This window comes from Nesterenkonia halobia (assembly GCF_039536005.1).
GTDB classification, from domain to species: domain Bacteria; phylum Actinomycetota; class Actinomycetes; order Actinomycetales; family Micrococcaceae; genus Nesterenkonia; species Nesterenkonia halobia.
The window spans coordinates 142,591-161,061 of the sequence record NZ_BAAAYG010000007.1 but is presented as its reverse complement, the minus strand read 5'-3'; the positions used below and the strand labels follow the sequence as shown (position 1 = coordinate 161,061).

15 protein-coding genes are annotated in these 18,471 nt (G+C 71.8%); 4 read left to right on the top strand and 11 right to left on the bottom strand.

Features of this window, described 5'->3' with window-relative positions; translation table 11 throughout:
- Nucleotides 1-10: 10 nt before the first annotated feature.
- From zwf to pgl, 3 genes are all read left to right on the top strand, one after another.
- Nucleotides 11-1,654, top strand: coding sequence for a glucose-6-phosphate dehydrogenase (gene zwf / locus ABD652_RS09745; RefSeq protein ID WP_344720732.1), 1,644 nt, complete (start codon nucleotides 11-13; stop codon nucleotides 1,652-1,654).
- Nucleotides 1,655-1,676: 22 nt separating this feature from the next.
- Nucleotides 1,677-2,636 carry a glucose-6-phosphate dehydrogenase assembly protein OpcA gene (locus ABD652_RS09740; RefSeq protein ID WP_344720730.1) on the top strand — a complete coding sequence of 320 codons (960 nt, stop codon included), beginning with the start codon at nucleotides 1,677-1,679 and terminating at the stop codon, nucleotides 2,634-2,636.
- 63 nt (nucleotides 2,637-2,699) lie between these two features.
- Nucleotides 2,700-3,488, top strand: coding sequence for a 6-phosphogluconolactonase (gene pgl / locus ABD652_RS09735; protein WP_344720728.1), 789 nt, complete (start codon nucleotides 2,700-2,702; stop codon nucleotides 3,486-3,488).
- Between the two features lie 118 nt (nucleotides 3,489-3,606).
- Here pgl and secG read toward each other — a convergent pair whose 3' ends face one another.
- From secG to uvrA, 11 genes are all read right to left on the bottom strand, one after another.
- Entirely contained in the window at nucleotides 3,607-3,858 is a 252-nt protein-coding gene (secG, locus tag ABD652_RS09730) for a preprotein translocase subunit SecG (RefSeq protein WP_153143852.1), read from the bottom strand.
- Nucleotides 3,859-3,906: 48 nt separating this feature from the next.
- Entirely contained in the window at nucleotides 3,907-4,722 is an 816-nt protein-coding gene (gene tpiA, locus ABD652_RS09725) for a triose-phosphate isomerase (RefSeq protein ID WP_344720724.1), read from the bottom strand.
- A gap of 30 nt (nucleotides 4,723-4,752) precedes the next feature.
- Nucleotides 4,753-5,985 carry a phosphoglycerate kinase gene (locus tag ABD652_RS09720; RefSeq protein ID WP_344720722.1) on the bottom strand — a complete coding sequence of 411 codons (1,233 nt, stop codon included), beginning with the start codon at nucleotides 5,983-5,985 and terminating at the stop codon, nucleotides 4,753-4,755.
- 129 nt (nucleotides 5,986-6,114) lie between these two features.
- Entirely contained in the window at nucleotides 6,115-7,125 is a 1,011-nt protein-coding gene (gap, locus tag ABD652_RS09715) for a type I glyceraldehyde-3-phosphate dehydrogenase (RefSeq protein ID WP_344720719.1), read from the bottom strand.
- Between the two features lie 447 nt (nucleotides 7,126-7,572).
- Nucleotides 7,573-8,196, bottom strand: coding sequence for a superoxide dismutase (locus ABD652_RS09710; protein WP_153143856.1), 624 nt, complete (start codon nucleotides 8,194-8,196; stop codon nucleotides 7,573-7,575).
- Between the two features lie 206 nt (nucleotides 8,197-8,402).
- Nucleotides 8,403-9,383, bottom strand: a complete 981-nt coding sequence (gene whiA, locus ABD652_RS09705) for a DNA-binding protein WhiA (RefSeq protein ID WP_344720715.1) — start codon at nucleotides 9,381-9,383, stop codon at nucleotides 8,403-8,405.
- A gap of 174 nt (nucleotides 9,384-9,557) precedes the next feature.
- Entirely contained in the window at nucleotides 9,558-10,586 is a 1,029-nt protein-coding gene (locus ABD652_RS09700) for a gluconeogenesis factor YvcK family protein (protein ID WP_344720713.1), read from the bottom strand.
- 2 nt (nucleotides 10,587-10,588) lie between these two features.
- Complete coding sequence (gene rapZ, locus ABD652_RS09695) at nucleotides 10,589-11,482, bottom strand: RNase adapter RapZ (protein WP_344720711.1); 894 nt, start codon at nucleotides 11,480-11,482, stop codon at nucleotides 10,589-10,591.
- A gap of 96 nt (nucleotides 11,483-11,578) precedes the next feature.
- Complete coding sequence (gene uvrC, locus ABD652_RS09690) at nucleotides 11,579-13,714, bottom strand: excinuclease ABC subunit UvrC (protein ID WP_344720708.1); 2,136 nt, start codon at nucleotides 13,712-13,714, stop codon at nucleotides 11,579-11,581.
- Nucleotides 13,707-14,429: a lysophospholipid acyltransferase family protein gene (locus tag ABD652_RS09685; RefSeq protein WP_344721081.1), complete on the bottom strand. Its 723-nt coding sequence runs from the start codon at nucleotides 14,427-14,429 to the stop codon at nucleotides 13,707-13,709. Before ABD652_RS09685 ends, uvrC begins: the two co-directional genes overlap by 8 nt.
- Before the next feature lie 165 nt (nucleotides 14,430-14,594).
- Entirely contained in the window at nucleotides 14,595-17,591 is a 2,997-nt protein-coding gene (gene uvrA, locus ABD652_RS09680) for an excinuclease ABC subunit UvrA (protein ID WP_425574570.1), read from the bottom strand.
- A 106-nt stretch (nucleotides 17,592-17,697) separates the two neighbouring features.
- Between uvrA and ABD652_RS09675 the strand changes: the two genes are divergently transcribed.
- Nucleotides 17,698-18,468, top strand: coding sequence for an HAD hydrolase-like protein (locus ABD652_RS09675; RefSeq protein WP_344720705.1), 771 nt, complete (start codon nucleotides 17,698-17,700; stop codon nucleotides 18,466-18,468).
- Nucleotides 18,469-18,471 lie beyond the last annotated feature (3 nt).

Sequence of the window (18,471 nt, the reverse complement as noted above, 5' to 3'; positions counted from 1 at the left end):
GGAGATCCCGATGACTACCACGCTTCGGCCCGACGGCCGGGAGCCCGCCGCCCGCCCCGGGGCCTCGAGCTCCGGCGGGAACAATCCGCTGCGCGACGTCCGCGACCGGCGGCTGAGCCGCATCGCCGGCCCCAGCGCGATGGTGATGTTCGGCGTCACCGGAGACCTGGCCCGGAAGAAGCTGCTGCCGGCGCTCTATGACCTCGCCAACCGCGGCCTGCTGCCGCCGAGCTTCTCGCTGGTCGGCTTCGGCCGTCGCGACTGGAGCCACGAGCAGTTCGTCGCCGAGGTCCGCGGCCACGTCGAAGCCTCGGCGCGCACCGCCTTCGACGAGACCGTCTGGGAGCAGCTCGCCGCCGGCCTGCGCTTCGTGCCCTCGGAGGGCTTCGACGACGACGACGCCTACCGGCGGCTCGACGAGACCCTCGAGGAGCTGCGCGTCGCGCGCGGGACGCAGGGCAACCACGCCTTCTACCTGTCGATCCCGCCGAACTCCTTCGAGACCGTCTGCCAGAAGCTCTCCTCGCACGGTCTGGCCTCCCGCGACGACGTCGTCGACGCCGGCGCGGCGGCGGGCTCGGAGACCGGCGCCGGCCGCGCCGAGGCGCCGTGGAGCCGCGTGGTCATCGAGAAGCCCTTCGGCCACGACCTGGCCTCGGCCCGGGAGCTCAACCGCGTCGTCGAGCAGGTCTTCCGCCCCGACTCGGTCTTCCGCATCGACCACTACCTGGGCAAGGAGACGGTGCAGAACCTGCTGGCGCTGCGCTTCGCCAACCAGCTCTTCGAGCCGCTGTGGAACGCCCAGCACGTCGACCACGTGCAGATCACCATGGCCGAGGACATCGGCATCGGCGGCCGCGCCAGTTACTACGACGGCGTCGGCGCGGCCCGCGACGTGATCCAGAACCACCTGCTGCAGCTGCTGGCGCTGACGGCGATGGAGGAGCCGATCTCCTTCGACGCCGACGACCTGCGCACGGAGAAGGAGAAGGTCCTCGCCGCCGTCCAGATCCCGGAGGACCTCGACGCCGCCTCGGCCCGCGGGCAGTACACCTCCGGCTGGCAGGGCGGCGAGCAGGTCGTCGGATTCCTCGACGAGGAGGGCTTCAACCCCGCGTCGAAGACGGAGACCTTCGCGGCGCTGAAGCTGGACATCAACACCCGCCGCTGGTCCGGGGTGCCCTTCTACCTCCGGGCCGGCAAGCGCCTCGGCCGGCGGGTCACCGAGATCGCCGTGGTCTTCAAGCGGGCTCCCAACCTGCTCTTCCGCGACCACGACGACTCCGAGTTCGGGCAGAACGCGGTGGTCATCCGCATCCAGCCCGACGAGGGCGCCACGATCCGCTTCGCCTCCAAAGTGCCCGGCACCCAGATGGAGGTCCGCGATGTGACGATGGACTTCGGCTACGGCCATGCGTTCACCGAGGACAGCCCCGAGGCCTACGAGCGGCTCATCCTGGACGTGCTGCTCGGCGAGCCGCCGCTGTTCCCCCGGCATCAGGAGGTCGAGCTCTCCTGGAAGATCCTCGACCCGTTCGAGGACCACTGGGCGTCCCTGGATGCTCAGCCCGAGCCCTACTCCCCCGGCAGCTGGGGCCCCGGCTCGGCCCATGAGCTGCTGGCCCGCGACGGACGCACCTGGCGCCGGCCGTAGGCGCAGACCCTAGGAGACAGCCGTGATCGTAGACATCCCCGACACCACCACCTCCAAGGTCGCCAAGCAGCTGAACCAGCTGCGCGAGGCCGGAGGCGTCGTCGCCCTGACCCGTGTGCTGACGCTGGTGATCCTCACCTCCGAGGACAACGCCGAGCCGGCCATCGAGGCGGCCAATCTGGCCTCCCGCGAGCATCCCTGCCGGATCATCGTGCTGGCCACCGGCGACGCCTCGCAGCCGACCCGTCTGGACGCGCAGATCCGCGTCGGCGGCGACGCCGGCGCCTCCGAGGTCATCGTGCTGCGCGGCTCCGGCGAGCTCGCCGAGCACAGCGAGGCCATGGTCTCGGCGCTGCTGCTGCCGGACGCGCCGATCGTCGCCTGGTGGGCCGACGACATCCCGCCGAAGGTCAGCGAGACCTCCATCGGTCGGCTGGCCCACCGGCGCATCACCGACACGGCGAAGGACCCGCGCCCGCTGCAGGCGCTGCGCACGCTCGCCGCGACCTACACCGACGGCGACTCGGACCTCGCCTGGACGCGGCTCACCGGCTGGCGCGTGCAGCTGGCCAGCATCCTGGACACGCTCGACCCCGCCTCGGTCACCGAGGTCACCGTCGAGACCGCCCCGGAGCTGCCCAGCGCGGCGCTGCTGGCCTCCTGGCTGCAGCGCTCCCTGCGGGTGCCGGTGACCCTGCACCGCGACGACGTCGGACGCTTCCAGGCGCTCTCCGCAGTGCGGCTGCACACCGCCGACGGCGACGTCGTCCTCTCCCGGCCGCAGGGCGACATCGCCGACCTGCACCTGCCCGAGGTGCCGGTGCAGCGGGTGCCGCTGCCGCTGCGCACGCTGGAGGACTGCCTGGCCGAGGAGCTCCGCCGGCTCGACGCCGACGAGGTCTTCGGCGAGGTGCTCACCCGAGGGCTGGCCCACACCGACCTGGGAGACTGCCTCGAGCAGTCTCCGCCGTCCGCCGGCTGACCCGTCCGGTCGTCCCCCGCCGGCACTCGCCGACCTTCGCCGATCCCGAACAGGAATGACTGCATGACGATCGAGGGCCACACCGACCTGCCCGCGCCCCGGACCGAGATCTTCGCCGACAAGGATGCGCTCTGCGCGTCCGTGGCCGAGCGGCTGGTCGCGCTGCTGCGCAGCACCGTCGCGGCCGACGGCGTCGCGCATGTCGCGCTGACCGGCGGCGGCGCCGGCATCGGCACGCTCGCGGCGGTCTCCGAGCTGCTCCGCGGCGACGCCTCCGCCGCCCCCGACTGGCGGGCGGTCCACATCTGGTGGGGCGACGAGCGGCTGCTGCCGGCCGATGACGCCGAGCGCAACGCCCAGCAGGCGCGCGAGGCGCTGCTGGACGAGCTGGTCCGCGACCACGGGCTGCCGGAGGCGAACATCCACCCGATGGCCGCGACCGAGCAGACCGATTCCCCGGACGAGGGCGCCGAGCGCTACGCCGCCGAGCTGGCCTCCCACGCCGCCGCCGGCGCGGCGCTGCCGAGTTTCGCCGTCGTGCTGCTCGGCGTCGGCCCCGACGGTCACGTGGCCAGCCTCTTCCCCGGGCGGGAGGCGCTGGCGGCGACCGGACGGAGCACCGTCGGCGAGCACGACTCCCCCAAGCCGCCGCCGGCGCGGGTCTCGCTGACCTTCGACGCGATCCGCTCCGCGCGCCGGGTGTGGACCGTCGTCGCCGGCGCCGACAAGGCCGAGGCCGTCGGCCGCGCCTTCGAGGGCGCGACGCCGGTCGAGGAGATCCCCGCGAAGAACGCCCGCGGCGCCGAGGAGACGGTCTGGCACGTCGACGCGGCGGCCGCCGCACACCTCTGACTCCGGCGGCCGGGTCGCCGCCCGGACACGACGAGGGCCCTCCCGCTCCAGGCGGAGCGGGAGGGCCCTCGTCGTGTCCGGGCGACGGTCTCGAGGCCGGCGCCGGCCGATCAGCGGCTCAGGCGTCGGCGGTCACGCCGATGAGCAGCCCCAGGGTGAGGATGATCACTCCCCAGAGCACGCCCAGGGTGATCGTCAGCCGGTTCAGGTTGCGCTCCGCGACGCCGGAGGCTCCCAGCGAGGACGTCACGCCGCCGCCGAACATGTCGGACATGCCCCCGCCGCGTCCCTTGTGCAGCAGGATCAGCATGATCAGCAGCACGCTGATGACGGCCAGGGAGACCTGGAGTGCGATGGTCAGGAGAGACACGGCGACCTTTCGTCGACGGCGGGCAGGTCAACAGATACCAGGATAATCCTAGTCGGTCACCAGATGCTTCTCGAACGTGGCGATCTTGGCGAACTCCTCGGCGTCCAGGCTCGCCCCGCCGACCAGCGCGCCGTCGACGTCGGCCCCGGCCAGGATCGAGGCGACGTTCTTCGACTTCACCGAGCCGCCGTAGAGCAGCCGGACGCCGTCGGCGAACTCGGCCGAGTACGTCGCCGCCAGGTGCTTCCGGATCGCCTCGGCCATCTCCTGGGCGTCCTCCGGGCCGGCGACCTCGCCGGTGCCGATGGCCCAGACCGGCTCGTAGGCGACGACCAGCTCGCCCAGCTCCTCGGCGGAGAGGCCCTCCAGGGCGCCGTCCACCTGCGCCAGCGTGTGGGCGACGTGCTCGCCGGCCGTGCGGACGTCGAGGCCCTCCCCGACGCAGAGCACCGGGGCCAGCCCGTGGCGCAGCGCCGCTCGGATCTTGCTGTTGACCGTCGCATCCGTCTCGCCGTGGATCTCGCGCCGCTCGGAGTGGCCGATCAGCACCTGCGAGCAGCCCAGCTTGTCCAGGAACTGCCCGGAGATGTCACCGGTGAAGGCGCCGGAGTCCTGGTCGGAGAGGTCCTGGGCGCCGTACTCCACGGCGAGCTTGTCCCCGGCGACCAGCGTCTGGACGCCGCGCAGGTCGGTGAACGGCGGGAAGACCGAGACCTGGACCCGCTCGTAGTCGTGGCCGGCGTCGTCGAGCGTCCACGCCAGCTTCTGGACCAGGGCGATCGCCTGCATGTGGTCCATGCTCATCTTCCAGTTGCCCGCGATCAGCGGGCGGCGGACGAACTGTCCGTCCTTCTGTGCAGTCATGGGGTCTGCCGTTCCTTCCGTGGGGTTCCGTCAGCCGGCCAGGGCGTCGACGCCCGGCAGCTCCTTGCCTTCCAGGTACTCCAGCGAGGCGCCGCCGCCGGTGGAGATGTGGCCGAAGGCGGCCTCGTCGAAGCCGAGTCCGCGCACTGCGGCCGCGGAGTCGCCGCCGCCGACGACGGTGAAGCCCTCGGTCTCGGTCAGCGCCTGCGCCACCGTCGCGGTGCCGGCGGCGAAGGCCTCCATCTCGAAGACGCCCATCGGGCCGTTCCAGAAGACGGTGTTCGACGCCGCGATCTCGGCGGCGAAGGCCGCGGCCGAGGCCGGGCCGACGTCCAGTCCGAGGGCGCCCTCGCCGTGGGCGCCGGACTCCAGCGCGTCGACGGCCAGCACCTCGTGCTCGGCGTCGGGGGCGAAGGCCGCGGCCATCACGATGTCAGTGGGCAGCAAGATCCGGCAGTCCAGGCGCTCGGCCGCGGCGAGGAAGCCCCGCACCGTCTCCAGCTGGCCGTCCTCGACCATCGAGGAGCCGATGCCGTAGCCCTGGGCCTTGAGGAAGGTGAAGACCATGCCGCCGCCGATCAGCAGCGTGTCCGCCCGGCTCATCAGGTTCTCGATGACCGCCAGCTTGTCCGAGACCTTGGACCCGCCGAGGACCACGGTGTAGGGCCGCTGCGGCTCCTCGGTCAGCCGCTTGAGCACCACGAGCTCGTCGCGGACCAGATCGCCCTGGTAGCTGGGCAGCTCGGCGGTGATGTCGACGACGGAGGCGTGCCGGCGATGCACCGCGCCGAAGGCGTCGCCGACGTAGGCGCCGTCCTCGCCGACCAGGCCGGCGAGCTCACCGGCCAGGGCGGCGCGCTCGGCGTCGTCCTTCGACGTCTCGCGCGGGTCGAAGCGCACGTTCTCCAGCACCAGGATCTCGCCGTCGGCGAGGTCCGCGGCCTGGCTGCGGGCGCTCTCGCCGACCAGGTCGTGGGCCCGGCGCACCGGCGACTCGGTCAGCTCGGCCATCCGGTCGGCGACCGGCCCGAGGGAGAACTGCGGGTCCACCTGACCCTTCGGGCGGCCGAGATGGGCGGCGACGACGACGCGGGCGCCGGCGGCGGCGAGCTTCTCCAGGACCGGCAGCGAGGCGCGGATGCGGCCGTCGTCGGTGACGGTGCTCCCATCCAGCGGCACGTTGAGGTCCGACCGGACCAGCACGCGACGGCCGGAGACGCCGTCGGCCAGCAGGGCATCGAGTGTGTTGGTGGAGGCAGTCATGGGGATCAGAGTACCAATCGTCGCTGGGGGTTCGTCCGTGGTCGCATGCGCGAGGCCCCGCCCCGTCCGCGCCGGCGGCGCAGTCGGGACGGGGCCTCGTCGCCGGCTCAGAGTCGACTCAGCGCAGACTCAGAGCTGGGCGCCGATGTACGAGGTCATCGCCACCAGGCGCGAGCTGTAGCCGTGCTCGTTGTCGTACCAGGAGACGACCTTGACCTGGTTGCCGATGACCTTGGTCAGCGGCGCGTCGTAGATCGAGGCGTGCGGGTCGCCGACGATGTCCGAGGAGACGATCGGGTCCTCGTTGTAGGAGAGCACGCCGGCCAGCTCGCCCTCGGCGGCCTTCTGGAAGGCGGCGTTGACCTGCTCGGCGGTCACGCCGTCCTTCTCCACAGTGACCGTCAGGTCCGTGGCCGATCCGGTGATGACCGGCACGCGGATGGCGTAGCCGTCCAGCTTGCCGTCGACGGCGGGCAGCACCTCGCCGATGGCCGCGGCCGCGCCGGTGGACGTCGGCACCAGGTTGTTCGCGGCCGCACGGGCGCGGCGAGCGTCCTTGTGCGGGGCGTCGTGCAGGCGCTGGTCGCCGGTGTAGGCGTGGACCGTGGTCATCAGACCCTCGACGATGCCGAACTCGTCGTCCAGGACCTTCGCCAGCGGCGCCAGGCAGTTGGTGGTGCAGGACGCGTTGGAGACCACCGTGTGGTTCGCCGCGTCGAAGGTGTCCTCGTTGATGCCCATGATCAGCGTGGCGTCGACGCCCTTGGCCGGCGCGGAGACGACGACCTTCTTGGCGCCGGCGTCGACGTGCTTGCCGGCGGCCTCCTTGGTGGCGAACAGGCCGGTGCACTCGAGCACGATGTCGACGTCGAGCTCGCCCCACGGCAGGTCGGACGGGTCCTTCTCGGAGAGCAGCTTCACCCGACGCTCCCCGGCGACCAGAGTGTCGCCGTCCAGCGACACGTACTTCGGGTACCGACCCATCACCGAGTCGTACTTGGTGAGGTTCACCAGGTCCGCCGGGCTGGTCAGGTCATTGATGGCCACCAGCTCCAGGTCGTCGTAGCCCTGGGTCTCCAGCACGCGCAGCACGTTGCGGCCGATGCGTCCAAAACCGTTGATCGCGATCTTCGTCGCCATGGGTTCCCTTCCTTGACTTCTCCGTCCGCCGGCCCGGCGGACCGGTCGGATGATCCTGCGCACCGTGGCCGCAGACCCCTGGAAAGCACAAAGGGGACCAGCAGCCCGACGCAGGTCGTGGCCGCTGACCCCCAACAACTTCCTTGTTCTCAGGACGTCTGCAGAACGCAGTGTTCGATTATCAGCTCATATTCTCGCACATCTCGTCGCGCGATGCCCGGAGGGACGGCCGCGGGCTGTCCGGAATCTCACGCCGGAGACCGCCGGCGGACGGACCGGAGGGGAGGTTCCCGCCCGGCGCGAGCCGAGGACGCCGGATCCGGGGATCCGACGCCCTCGCGGCAGGCGCGGCGACGCCGCGCGTCGCCGGGCCGGAGCGTCGACGCGCCCACGGTGCGGCGCGGACGCTCCGGCCCTGTGCGGCTCACCGCTCCGTCAGCGGGTCGTTCACGGCGTGACCAGCTGCGAGGCGCCCGAGCGGGCGGCCTCGAAGCGACGGGCCACGTCCTCCCAGTTGGCGATGTTCCAGAAGGCCTTGACGTAGTCCGGCTTCACGTTCAGGTAGTCCAGGTAGAAGGCGTGCTCCCACATGTCCAGCATCAGCAGCGGGGTGGTCGCCACCGGGACGCCGTTCTGCTGGTCGTAGAACTGCTCGACGACCAGGTTGCCGCCGATCGGCTCGTAGGCCAGGATCGCCCAGCCCGAGCCCTGGATGGTCAGCGCGGCCTGGGTGAACAGCTGCTGGAACTGCTCGAAGGAGCCGAAGTGCTCGTCGATCGCGGCGGCCAGCTCGCCCTCCGGACGGTCCGGCCCCTCCGGGGACAGGTTCTTCCAGAAGATCGAGTGGTTCGTGTGGCCGCCCAGGTTGAACTGGAGGTCCTTCAGCAGCTTCGGCACCGTGCCGTACTCGCCCTTCTCGCGAGCCTCGGCCAGCTGCTCCAGCGCAGTGTTGGCGCCCTTGACGTACGTGGCGTGGTGCTTGGAGTGGTGGAGCTCCATGATCCGCGCGGAGATGTGGGGCTCCAGCGCGGAGTAGTCGTAGTCGAGCTCAGGAAGGGTGTACTCAGCCAAAATATCCTCCTAGTGACGGTGGTCCTCGAGGCCGGCTCGAGCAGACGTCTCCGACCTCGACCGGCTTCATCCTATGCCCGCCCGGGGACCCGGGTGAAGGTCTGCGGCGGAGATGTCCGGCAGTGTTCACCCTGGGATGAAAACATGACGCGCCCTCGAGGAACTATGACGTCGCCCCAGGTCACCTGGCCGGCCGGGGCCGCGCCTCAGCCGTCGAGCATGTCGGAGGTGACGTTCGAGTCCGTCCCCGGGATGTCCAGGTCGGCGGCGCGCTTGTCCGCCATGGCCAGCAGCCGGCGGATTCGCCCGGCGATGGCGTCCTTGGTCATCGGCGGCTCGGCCATCCGCCCGAGCTCGTCCAGCGAGGCCTGCTTGTGCGCCAGGCGCAGCCGGCCCGCGTAGCGCAGATGCTCGGGCACGTCGTCGGCGAGGATCTCCAGCGCGCGCTCCACCCGGGCGCCGGCGGCCACTGCGGCCTGGGCCGAGCGCCGCAGGTTGGCGTCGTCGAAGTTGGCCAGCCGGTTCGCCGTCGCCCGGACCTCCTTGCGCATCCGGCGCTCCTCCCACACCAGCAGCGCCTGGTGGGCGCCCATGCGGGTGAGCAGCTGGGCGATGGAGTCGCCGTCGCGGATCACCACCCGGTCGACGCTGCGCACTTCGCGGGCCTTGGCGGTGATCCCCAGTCGACGCGCCGAGCCCACCAGCGCCAGCGCGGCCTCCGGCCCCGGGCAGGTGACCTCCAGCGAGGAGGAGCGACCGGGCTCGGTGAGCGAGCCGTGGGCCAGGAAGGCCCCGCGCCAGACGGCGACGGCATCGGCGACCGACCCGTTGACGATCGCCGAGGGCAGACCGCGCACCGGCCGGCCGCGCACGTCGAGCAGGCCGGTCTGCCGGGCCAGGGCCTCCCCTTCGCGGACGACGCGGACCACGTAGCGGCTGCCCTTCTTCAGCCCGTTGCCGGAGACGACGATGAGCTCGCTCTCATGGCCGTAGACCTCGGAGATCGTCGCGCGCAGCCGACGCGCGGACGCGGCGTGGTCGAGCTCGGCCTCGATGACGATGCGACCCGAGATGATGTGCAGCCCGCCGGCGAAGCGCAGCATGGCCGAGACTTCGGCCTTGCGCTCCGAGGTCGTGGAGACCTCCTGTCGGGAGAGCTCGTCCTTGACCGATTCGGTCAGCGCCATGTGTCCGTCCTCCGGGTTCCTGGGTCGCGTCGGGGTCCTGGGGCGAGGCAATGGTAGTGGATGCTCCTGAGCACCGCCCGATCAGGGACCCTGGGATCGTGCGGAGCGCGGTCGGCGACGCACGGCGGGCGCCGCTGGCCCGGCGGCGCCGATCGCCGCGGCGACGACGCCGCGTCAGCGCGAGAAGACGTCGTCGAAGGCGATCGCCAGGCGCAGCGGGTCGTGGACCTCACGGTCCTCCTCGCGCCGCACGTGGTGGTAGTGCACGGCTGCGCCCAGCGCCGCGGCGGCCTGCTCGAAGGCCGGCCGCTCGGGCTCCTCCACCGAGCTCGGATCGGCGATGACCGCGTCGATGCGCAGCCCCGGAGCATGCTGGACCAGCACCTCCAGATGGTCCGCGGGAGTCAGCCCGGCGGTCTCCTCGTCCTCGCCCGAGAGATTCATCACCACGCAGCGCCGCGCCTCGGTGCCGTGGATGGCCTCGCGCAGATCCGCCAGCAGCAGATGCGGCAGCACCGAGGTGTACCAGGAGCCGGGGCCGAAGACGATCCAGTCGCTGAGCTCGATCGCCGAGACCGCCTCGGCGCAGGCCTCGGCCTCGGCCGGATGCAGCTGCACCTCGGTGAGCCGCCCCAGGCGGCCGGCGCGGGCCAGCTCGACCTGGGACTCGACCCACTCGGTCGTCCCGTCGCGGCGGACCTGCCCGGACATCGTCAGCGGCTGCCGCGACATCGGCAGCACCTGCCCGCGCGCGCCGAGCAGCGCGCCGGCCCAGCGGAGTCCGTCCACCGGATCGCCGAGCAGCTCCCAGAGCGAGACGATCAGCAGGTTCCCCATGGCATGGTCGTCGAGGCTTCCGACGACGCCGTCGCGGGAGCTGAAGCGGTGCTGCATGACCTGTGCCCAGGTCCTCCCCCAGTCGGTGTCGTCGCACAGCGCGGTCAGCGCCATCCGCAGGTCCCCCGGGGGCAGCACGTCCATGTCGTGCCGGATGCGCCCGGAGGAGCCGCCGTCGTCGGCGACGGTGACCACGGCGGTGAGGTGTTCGGCGGCGATGATGCGCAGCGCCGCCAGCGTGGCGGAGAGCCCATGCCCGCCGCCCATCGCGGCCACGCGGAAGGTCCCGCGGCGCGGGGTCATGTTCGCCGGGGAGCCGGCGGCCTCGGGCGGCCGCGGGACCGGCCCGGTGGGCGCATGCGTCATGCTCACTCCCGTCCGAGGTCGCGATGGCTGGTGTTGACCGTGACGTGGGGCAGCTGATCCAGCCGGCGGGCGAGCTCCTCGGCGATCGCCACCGAGCGGTGCTTGCCGCCGGTGCAGCCCACCGCCAGCGTCGCGTAATGCTTGTTCTCCCGGCGATAGCCCTCGAGCACCGGGTACAGCGCCTCCAGATAGCGGTCGACGAACTCGCCGGCGCCCTCGTCGACGAGCACGAAGTCGCGCACAGCGGCGTCCTGGCCGGTGAGCGCCCGCAGCTCCGGCACCCAGTGCGGGTTGGGCACGAAGCGCACGTCGGCGATGAAGTTCGCATCGGAGGGCACCCCGTATTTGAAGCCGAAGCTCATCACGTTCAGCCGCAGCTGGGTCGGACCGTCGGCGGAGAAGATCTCGGTGACCGCGCGGGCCAGACCGTGCACGTTGAGATCGGTGGTGTCGACCACCACCTCCGCGCCGGCCTTGACCTCCTGGAGCAGGTCGCGCTCGGCGACGATGCCGTCGAGGACGCGTCCGGAGCCCTGCAGCGGATGCGGGCGCCGCCCCTGCTCGAATCGGCGCACCAGCAGGTCGTCCGAGGCGTCGAGGAAGAGCAGCCGATAGGTCATCCCGGCGGCCTTGACCTGCTCCAGCGCGGAGAGCATGTCGCTGAAGAGGTTGCGCGAGCGGACGTCGAGCACCACCGCCAGCTTCTCCACCGACCCCGGGTTCCGCGCGACCAGATCCATCATCGTGGTGATCAGCTCCGGAGGGAGCCCCTCGACGACGTACCACCCCAGGTCCTCCAGCGCATGGGCGGCCGTCGTGCGCCCGGCCCCGGACATGCCGGTGACGATCAGCAGCTCGCTCTCCGGGGGCTTGACCGGGGTCAGTGCATCGCGCATACCAGCAGACTACGTGGCCGCCCGGCCGCGGACAATCGCCGCCCCGCGCCGCGCGGGCGCGGGGACGCCGGCCGGCACGACCGTCGCCGTCCCAGGTCAGCGATCCGGACGAGCCTCGTCCACCGGTCGGTCCGACTGCTCGTCGTCTCCCCCGGCGTCCCCGGCGTCCTCGGTGCCCCTGGAGGCGACGTCGTCGCCCGGCGCCGCGGAGGACGCGGCGAGATGGTCGCGGATCCGGGCGGCCAGCTGCGGCCCGATGCCCTGGACCTGGGCGATCTGCTCGGCGTCGGCCTGCTTCAGCCGGTCGACCGAGCCGAAGTGCGTGACCACCGCCGCGCGCCGCGACGGTCCGAGCCCCTCGACCTCGTCGAGCACCGAGGCGGTCATCTGCTTGGCGCGCTTGGAGCGGTGGCCGGCGATCGCGAAGCGATGCGCCTCGTCACGGATCCGCTGGAGCATGTAGAGTGCCTCGGAGCTGCGCGGCAGCACCAGCGGGAAGTCGTCGTCGGGCAGCCAGACCTCCTCGAGGCGCTTGGCCAGCCCGACCACGGGCATGTCGGTCAGCCCCAGCTCGTCCAGCGCGGCGCGGGCGGCGGTCACCTGCGGCTGGCCGCCGTCGACGACGACGAGGCTGGGCGGGTAGGCGAAGCGCGCGGACTCGCGGTCCACTGTGGTGTCCTCCGCCGGCGCCGCTCCCCCCGCGGCGTCGTCGGAGTCAGCGTCGGCGTCGGCGCTGTCCGGACTCGACGCGCTCGCTGCGCTCTCCGGCTCCTCCTCGACCGCGTCCGGCGCCGCCTGTTCGGCCTGCTCGGCCCGCTCCCGGGTGACGCGCTCCTCCTCGAGGTGGCGTGCGAAGCGGCGGGTGATGACGTCGTGCATCGCGCTGGTGTCGTCCCGGGCGGCCTCGCCGCGGATGGAGAAGCGGCGGTAGTCCTTCTTGCTCGGCACGCCGTCCTCGAGCACGACCATCGAGGCCGAGACGTTGGTGCCCGACGTGTGCGAGATGTCGTAGCACTCGATGCGCAGCAGCGGCTCCGGGGCGCCGAGGACCTCCTGCAGCTCGCGCAGCGCCTGCGACCGGCTGGTCAGGTCCCCGGCCCGCCGCGATTTGTGCAGCCGCAGCGCCTGGTCGGCGTTCTCCCGGACGGTGCCCAGCAGCGAGGCCTTGTCCCCGCGCTGCGGGACCTTCACCGTCACCCGCGCCCCGCGCTGCTGGGACAGCCACTGCGTCAGCCCCTCATGATCGGCGGGCAGCTCCGGCACCAGCACCTCCCTCGGGATGCGCTCGGCGTCGGCCATCGAGCCGTAGACCTGCAGCAGCAGCTGCTCGACCAGCGAGGCCGGATCGGTCTCCTCGACCTTCTCGACCACCCAGCCGCGCTGACCGCGGATCCGCCCCTGGCGGATGTGGAAGACCTGGAAGGCGGCCTCCAGCTCATCCTCGGCGAAGGCGAAGACATCGGCCTCGGTGTCCTCGCCGAGCACCACGGCGTTCCGCTCGAAGACCCGGCGCAGCGCCTCGAGGTCGTCGCGATGGCGCGCGGCGTCCTCGTAGCGCAGCTCGGCGACGGCCTCCTTCATCTGCGCCTCGATCCGCCGCATATGCGGCCCCGGCCGACCGGCCATCACCTCGCAGAACTCCTCGGCGAGCGTCCGGTGGTCCTCTTCGCTGATCCGCCCGACGCAGGGCGCCGAGCACTTGTCGATGTAGCCCAGCAGGCAGGGCCGGCCCGAGGCCTGCGCCCGGCGGAAGACCCCGGCCGAGCAGCTGCGCACCGGGAAGACCCGCAGCATGGTGTCGACGGTCTCGCGGATCGCCTTGGCCGGGTGGAAGGGACCGAAGTACTTCACCCCGGGCTTCCTGTCCCCGCGCATGACCTGCACGCGCGGGTATCTCTCGTTCATCGTCACCGCGAGGTAGGGATAGGACTTGTCGTCGCGGTACATGATGTTGAACCGCGGCGTGTGCTGCTTGATCCAGGTGTACTCCAGCTGGATGGCCTCCAGCTCGGAGCCGACCACAGTCCACTCGACCGAGGCGGCGCTGTGCACCATCGCATGGGTCTTCGCCGGCAGCGCGGCGGGATTGGCGAAGTAGGTGTTCAGCCGCGACCGCAGGTTCTTGGCCTTGCCGACGTAGACGACCCGCCCGTGCGGATCGATGAAGCGGTAGACGCCCGGCGAGGTCGGGATCTCCCCGGCCGCCGGACGGTAGGAGGCCGGATCAGCCATCGCGGCGCGGCTCCGAGCGGTGCGTCGCGTCGCCCGCGGCATCCTCCTCGGGCTCGGGCGGCGGCGCGTTGTAGCTGTCCACGCGCTCCTGGCCGGTCAGCGCGGCGATGGCGGCCATGACCTCCTCCGTGGCCTCGCGGCGCACCGGCAGCCCGTGGCGCGGGCCGAGGTGGTCGAAGTGCAGCGGCTCGCCCACGGACAGCGAGAACTTCGCCGGGCGCACCCGGTTGGAGTCCGGCGCCTGCAGCGCCTCGGTCCCCTGCAGGCCCACCGGCACCACCGGCAGCCCGGTGGCCAGCGCGAGCCAGCCGACGCCGTTCTTCCCCCGGTAGAGCCGACCGTCGCGGCTGCGCGTGCCCTCCGGATAGATGCCCACGCCGTGACCGGCGGCGGCGATGTCGCCGAGCTGGTGGAGCGCCTCGACCGAGGCCGATTTGCGCTGTCGTTCGACGGGCACGGAGCCCACCGACTCGAAGAACATCTTCATCGCCCGCCCCTTCAGGCCGGGCTGGGTGAAGTACTCCGCCTTCGCGAAGAAGCTCACCGGGCGCGGGAAGATCGCCTGGATGAGCACCGAGTCGAGGAAGGACAGGTGATTGCTGGCGACGACGAAGCCGCCCTCCTCCGGCACGCGGTCCAGACCGGTGATGGTCGGACGGCAGGTGAGCTTCAGGACGGCGGCGAAGGACCGGCGGATCGCATCGTGGGTGACCACGCGCTGCTCGTCGGGCGCGGACGGGTCTGTGCTCACGGACGGGTCCTTCACGTCGTCGGGTCCACTGGGCGTCGCCGCCGGCTCGCGGCCGCGAGGCCGCCCGCGCAGAGTGGTCGAGGCCACCCGTCGGGCGCCGGCGCGGATCAGTCTAGCCCAGAGACGTCGTCACAGCAGGTCGGCGAGGAACGCGCCGGTGTGCGAGCCCGTCGTCGTCGATGCGGCGGCGAGCTGCTCCGGGGTGCCCTCCGCGACGACCCGCCCGCCGCCGGTGCCGCCTTCGGGCCCCAGGTCGATGAGCCAGTCCGCCGACTTGATGACGTCGAGGTTGTGCTCGATGGTGATCACTGTGTTGCCCTTCTCCACCAGCGACTGCAGCACGCCCAGCAGCCGCCGGATGTCCTCGAAGTGCAGCCCGGTGGTCGGCTCGTCGAGCACGTAGATGCTCCGCCCGCGCGAACGCTTCTGCAGCTCGGCGGCGAGCTTGACGCGCTGCGCCTCGCCTCCGGAGAGCGTCGTCGCCGCCTGGCCGAGCCGCACGTAGCCCAGTCCGACGTCGACCAGCGTGGTCAGGTGCCGGGCGATCGGCGCGAAGGCGGAGAAGAACTCGGCGGCCTCCTCGATCGGCATGTCGAGGACCTCGGCGATGTTCTTGCCCTTGTAGCGGACCTCGAGCGTCTCGCGGTTGTAGCGGGCGCCGTGGCAGACCTCGCAGGGCACGAAGACGTCGGGCAGGAAGTTCATCTCGATCTTCAGCGTCCCGTCGCCGGCGCAGGCCTCGCAGCGGCCGCCCTTGATGTTGAAGGAGAAGCGACCGGGCTGGTAGCCGCGCGTCTTGGACTCCGGAGTCTGCGCGAAGAGCTTGCGGATGTGGTCGAAGACGCCGGTGTAGGTCGCCGGGTTCGACCGCGGCGTGCGGCCGATCGGGCTCTGGTCGACGTGGATGATCTTGTCCAGATGCTCGACGCCGTCGATGCGCCGGTGGCGGCCGGGCACCTGGCGGGCGCCGTTGAGCTTGTTGGCCAGCGCCTTGTAGAGGATCTCGTTGATCAGCGTGGACTTGCCGGAGCCGGAGACGCCGGTGACCGACAGGAAGATCCCCAGCGGCACGTCGACGGAGACGTCGACGAGGTTGTTCTCGTGGGCCTCCACCACCCGCAGCATCCGCTCGGGGTCCACCGGCCGGCGCACCTCGGGCACGGGGATGACCCGGCGTCCGGCCAGGTAGTCGCCGGTGATCGACTGCTCGTTGGCGCGCAGGCCCTCCACCGAGCCGGAGTGCACGATGGCCCCGCCGCGCTCTCCCGCCCCGGGGCCGATGTCGACCACCCAGTCGGCCTCGGCGATGGTGTCCTCGTCGTGCTCGACGACGATCAGCGTGTTGCCGAGGTCGCGCAGCCGCGTCAGCGTGCGGATCAGTCGGTTGTTGTCCCGCTGGTGCAGGCCGATCGAGGGCTCGTCGAGGACGTAGAGCACGCCCACCAGGCCGGAGCCGATCTGCGTGGCCAGCCGGATGCGCTGGGCCTCGCCGCCGGAGAGCGTCCCGGCGCCGCGTTCGAGGTTCAGATAGCCCAGGCCGACGTCGAGCAGGAACGTCAGCCGGGCGAGGATCTCCTTGAGCACCTGCTCGGCGATCATCGCATCGCGGGCGGAGAGCTCCAGGGTCTGGAAGAAGGACAGCACCTCGTCCATCGGCAGCCGGGCGACGTCGGCGATCGACGAGCCCTGGACCAGCACCGCCAGCGAGGCGGGGTTGAGCCGCTTCCCGTCGCACTCCGGGCAGGGCACCTGACGCATGTACTGCTCATAGTGCTCGCGAGCGGTGTCCGACTCGGTCTCCTCGTGCTTGCGATGGATATAGGCGATGACGCCCTCGAAGCCGGTCGAATACCGTCGCTCGCGGCCGAAGCGGTTCCGATACTGGACCACGACCTTGTGGTTGCGGCCGTGCAGCAGCGCCCGGCGGACCGTCTTCGACAGCTCCCCCCACGGCGTGTCCAGCGAGAAGTCCAGCTCGTCGGCCAGCCCCTGCACGATGCGCAGGTGGTACTGCCCGCTGGCGCGCCCGCGGTTCCAGGGGGCGATGGCCCCCTCGTTCGGCGACAGCGTGTCGTCCGGGATGACCAGCTCCTCGTCGACCTCCAGCTTCGACCCGATCCCGGAGCAGGCCTGGCAGGCGCCGAACGGCGAGTTGAAGGAGAACGACCGCGGCTCGATCTCGTCGATCGGCAGCGGGTGCTCGTTGGGGCAGGCGAGGTTCTCCGAGAACGTCCGGAGCTTGGGCCCGGCGAGCTCCTCGGGCACCCGGTCGGGGTTCTCCGGCGTGCCGTCCTCGGCGAGGTCGACCATGTCGACGACGACCCGGCCCTCCGCCAGGCGCAGCGCGGTCTCGATGGAGTCGGTCAGCCGCTGCCCCATGCCTTCGCGGATGACCAGCCGGTCGACGACGACGTCGATGCGGTGGGTGTACTGCTTCTCCAGCGTGGGCGGATCGTTGAGCTGGACGAGCTCGCCGTCCACGACGGCGCGGGCGAAGCCCTGCCCGGCGAGGTCGCGGAAGAGATCCTTGAACTCCCCCTTGCGCGCCCGCACCACCGGCGCGAGGACCTGGAAACGGGTGCGCTCGGGCAGCCCGAGGATCTGGTCGACGATCTGCTGCGGCGTCTGGCGCTCGATCCGCTCGCCGCACACCGGACAGTGCGGCACCCCGATGCGGGCCCAGAGCAGACGGAGATAGTCGTGGATCTCGGTCACCGTGCCGACGGTCGAGCGGGGGTTGCGCGAGGTCGACTTCTGGTCGATCGACACCGCCGGCGACAGCCCCTCGATGAAGTCGACGTCCGGCTTGTCCACCCGCCCCAGGAACATGCGGGCATAGGCGGAGAGGGATTCGACGTAGCGGCGCTGCCCCTCGGCGAAGATGGTGTCGAAGGCCAGCGAGGACTTCCCCGAGCCGGAGAGCCCGGTGAAGACGATGAAGGCGTTGCGCGGCAGCTCGATGCCGACGTCCTGGAGGTTGTGCTCCCGGGCGCCCTGCACGACGATGCGGTCGGCCTCGGCGCGGCCGGCGCCGTCGACGGCGGCCTGCTCGGGGGCTCCGCGGCCGCGGAGCTCGTCGACGGACTCGATCACTGCGGCCTCGTTCTCGGCAACTCGCTCAGACACGATGCCCAGTGTAAGCCCCCGACCCGACTCGAACAAGTGTTCGAACGGCATGCGGCGCCGCACTCCCCCGGCACGCGGCCGCGGGCGCCGATGCGATCATGGAGACATGATCCGACCGCTCTCCCCCGCCCCCGCCGCCGTGCTCTTCGACCTCGACGGCACGCTGGTGGACTCCGCGCCGGGGATCACCTCGGGCATCGCCGCCGCGCTGGCGGCCCACGACGTCGCCGTCCCCGACCAGCCGGTCCTGGACGCGATGGTCGGCCCGCCGCTGGCCTCCAGCCTGCTCTCCGTCCCCGGCGTCGACGAGACGAATCTGGCCGCCGTCATCGACCACTACCGCCGCGACTACAGCGCCCGCGGCCTGGGGGACGCCGCCGTCTTCGCCGGCCTCGACGTGCTGCTCGACGAGCTGCGCGCCGCCGGCACCGCCCTGGCGGTGGCGACGTCGAAGCCGCAGACGCTGGCCGAGCGGCTGATCGCCCGGCAGGGGCTGCGCGAGCGGCTCGACGTCGTCGTCGGCTCGGACCCGGACGAGACCCGCCCGCATCCGGGCAAGGCCGCGATCGTCGGCGAGGCCCTGCAGGCCCTGGGACTGGGCCCGGGAGCGCCGCGGACGACGATGGTCGGCGACCGGATCTTCGACGTCGAGGGCGCCCGCGGCAACGACCTGCCCTGCCTCGGCGTGCGCTGGGGCAGCGCTCCCGACGGCGAGCTGGAGGAGGCCGGCGCCGCGCGGATCGTCGACGACGTCGCCGGACTGCGCGAGGCGCTGCGCCGGATCGGCGCGGGCCCGGAGGCGACCGAGACGACCGAGACCGCCGAGGCCGCCCAGGCCGCCGAGGCCGCCGAGGCCGGTCGGCGTCGTGGCATCTGACCG

Excerpts from the sequence above, each read along its gene's own strand:
- zwf (WP_344720732.1), top strand. The coding sequence starts at position 11 with ATGACTACCACGCTTCGGCCCGACGGCCGGGAGCCCGCCGCCCGCCCC.
- pgl (WP_344720728.1), top strand. The coding sequence starts at position 2,700 with ATGACGATCGAGGGCCACACCGACCTGCCCGCGCCCCGGACCGAGATC.
- tpiA (WP_344720724.1), bottom strand. The coding sequence starts at position 4,722 with ATGACTGCACAGAAGGACGGACAGTTCGTCCGCCGCCCGCTGATCGCG.
- ABD652_RS09720 (WP_344720722.1), bottom strand. The coding sequence starts at position 5,985 with ATGACTGCCTCCACCAACACACTCGATGCCCTGCTGGCCGACGGCGTC.
- gap (WP_344720719.1), bottom strand. The coding sequence starts at position 7,125 with ATGGCGACGAAGATCGCGATCAACGGTTTTGGACGCATCGGCCGCAAC.
- whiA (WP_344720715.1), bottom strand. The coding sequence starts at position 9,383 with ATGGCGCTGACCGAATCGGTCAAGGACGAGCTCTCCCGACAGGAGGTC.
- ABD652_RS09700 (WP_344720713.1), bottom strand. The coding sequence starts at position 10,586 with ATGACGCATGCGCCCACCGGGCCGGTCCCGCGGCCGCCCGAGGCCGCC.
- rapZ (WP_344720711.1), bottom strand. The coding sequence starts at position 11,482 with ATGCGCGATGCACTGACCCCGGTCAAGCCCCCGGAGAGCGAGCTGCTG.
- uvrC (WP_344720708.1), bottom strand. The coding sequence starts at position 13,714 with ATGGCTGATCCGGCCTCCTACCGTCCGGCGGCCGGGGAGATCCCGACC.
- ABD652_RS09675 (WP_344720705.1), top strand. The coding sequence starts at position 17,698 with ATGATCCGACCGCTCTCCCCCGCCCCCGCCGCCGTGCTCTTCGACCTC.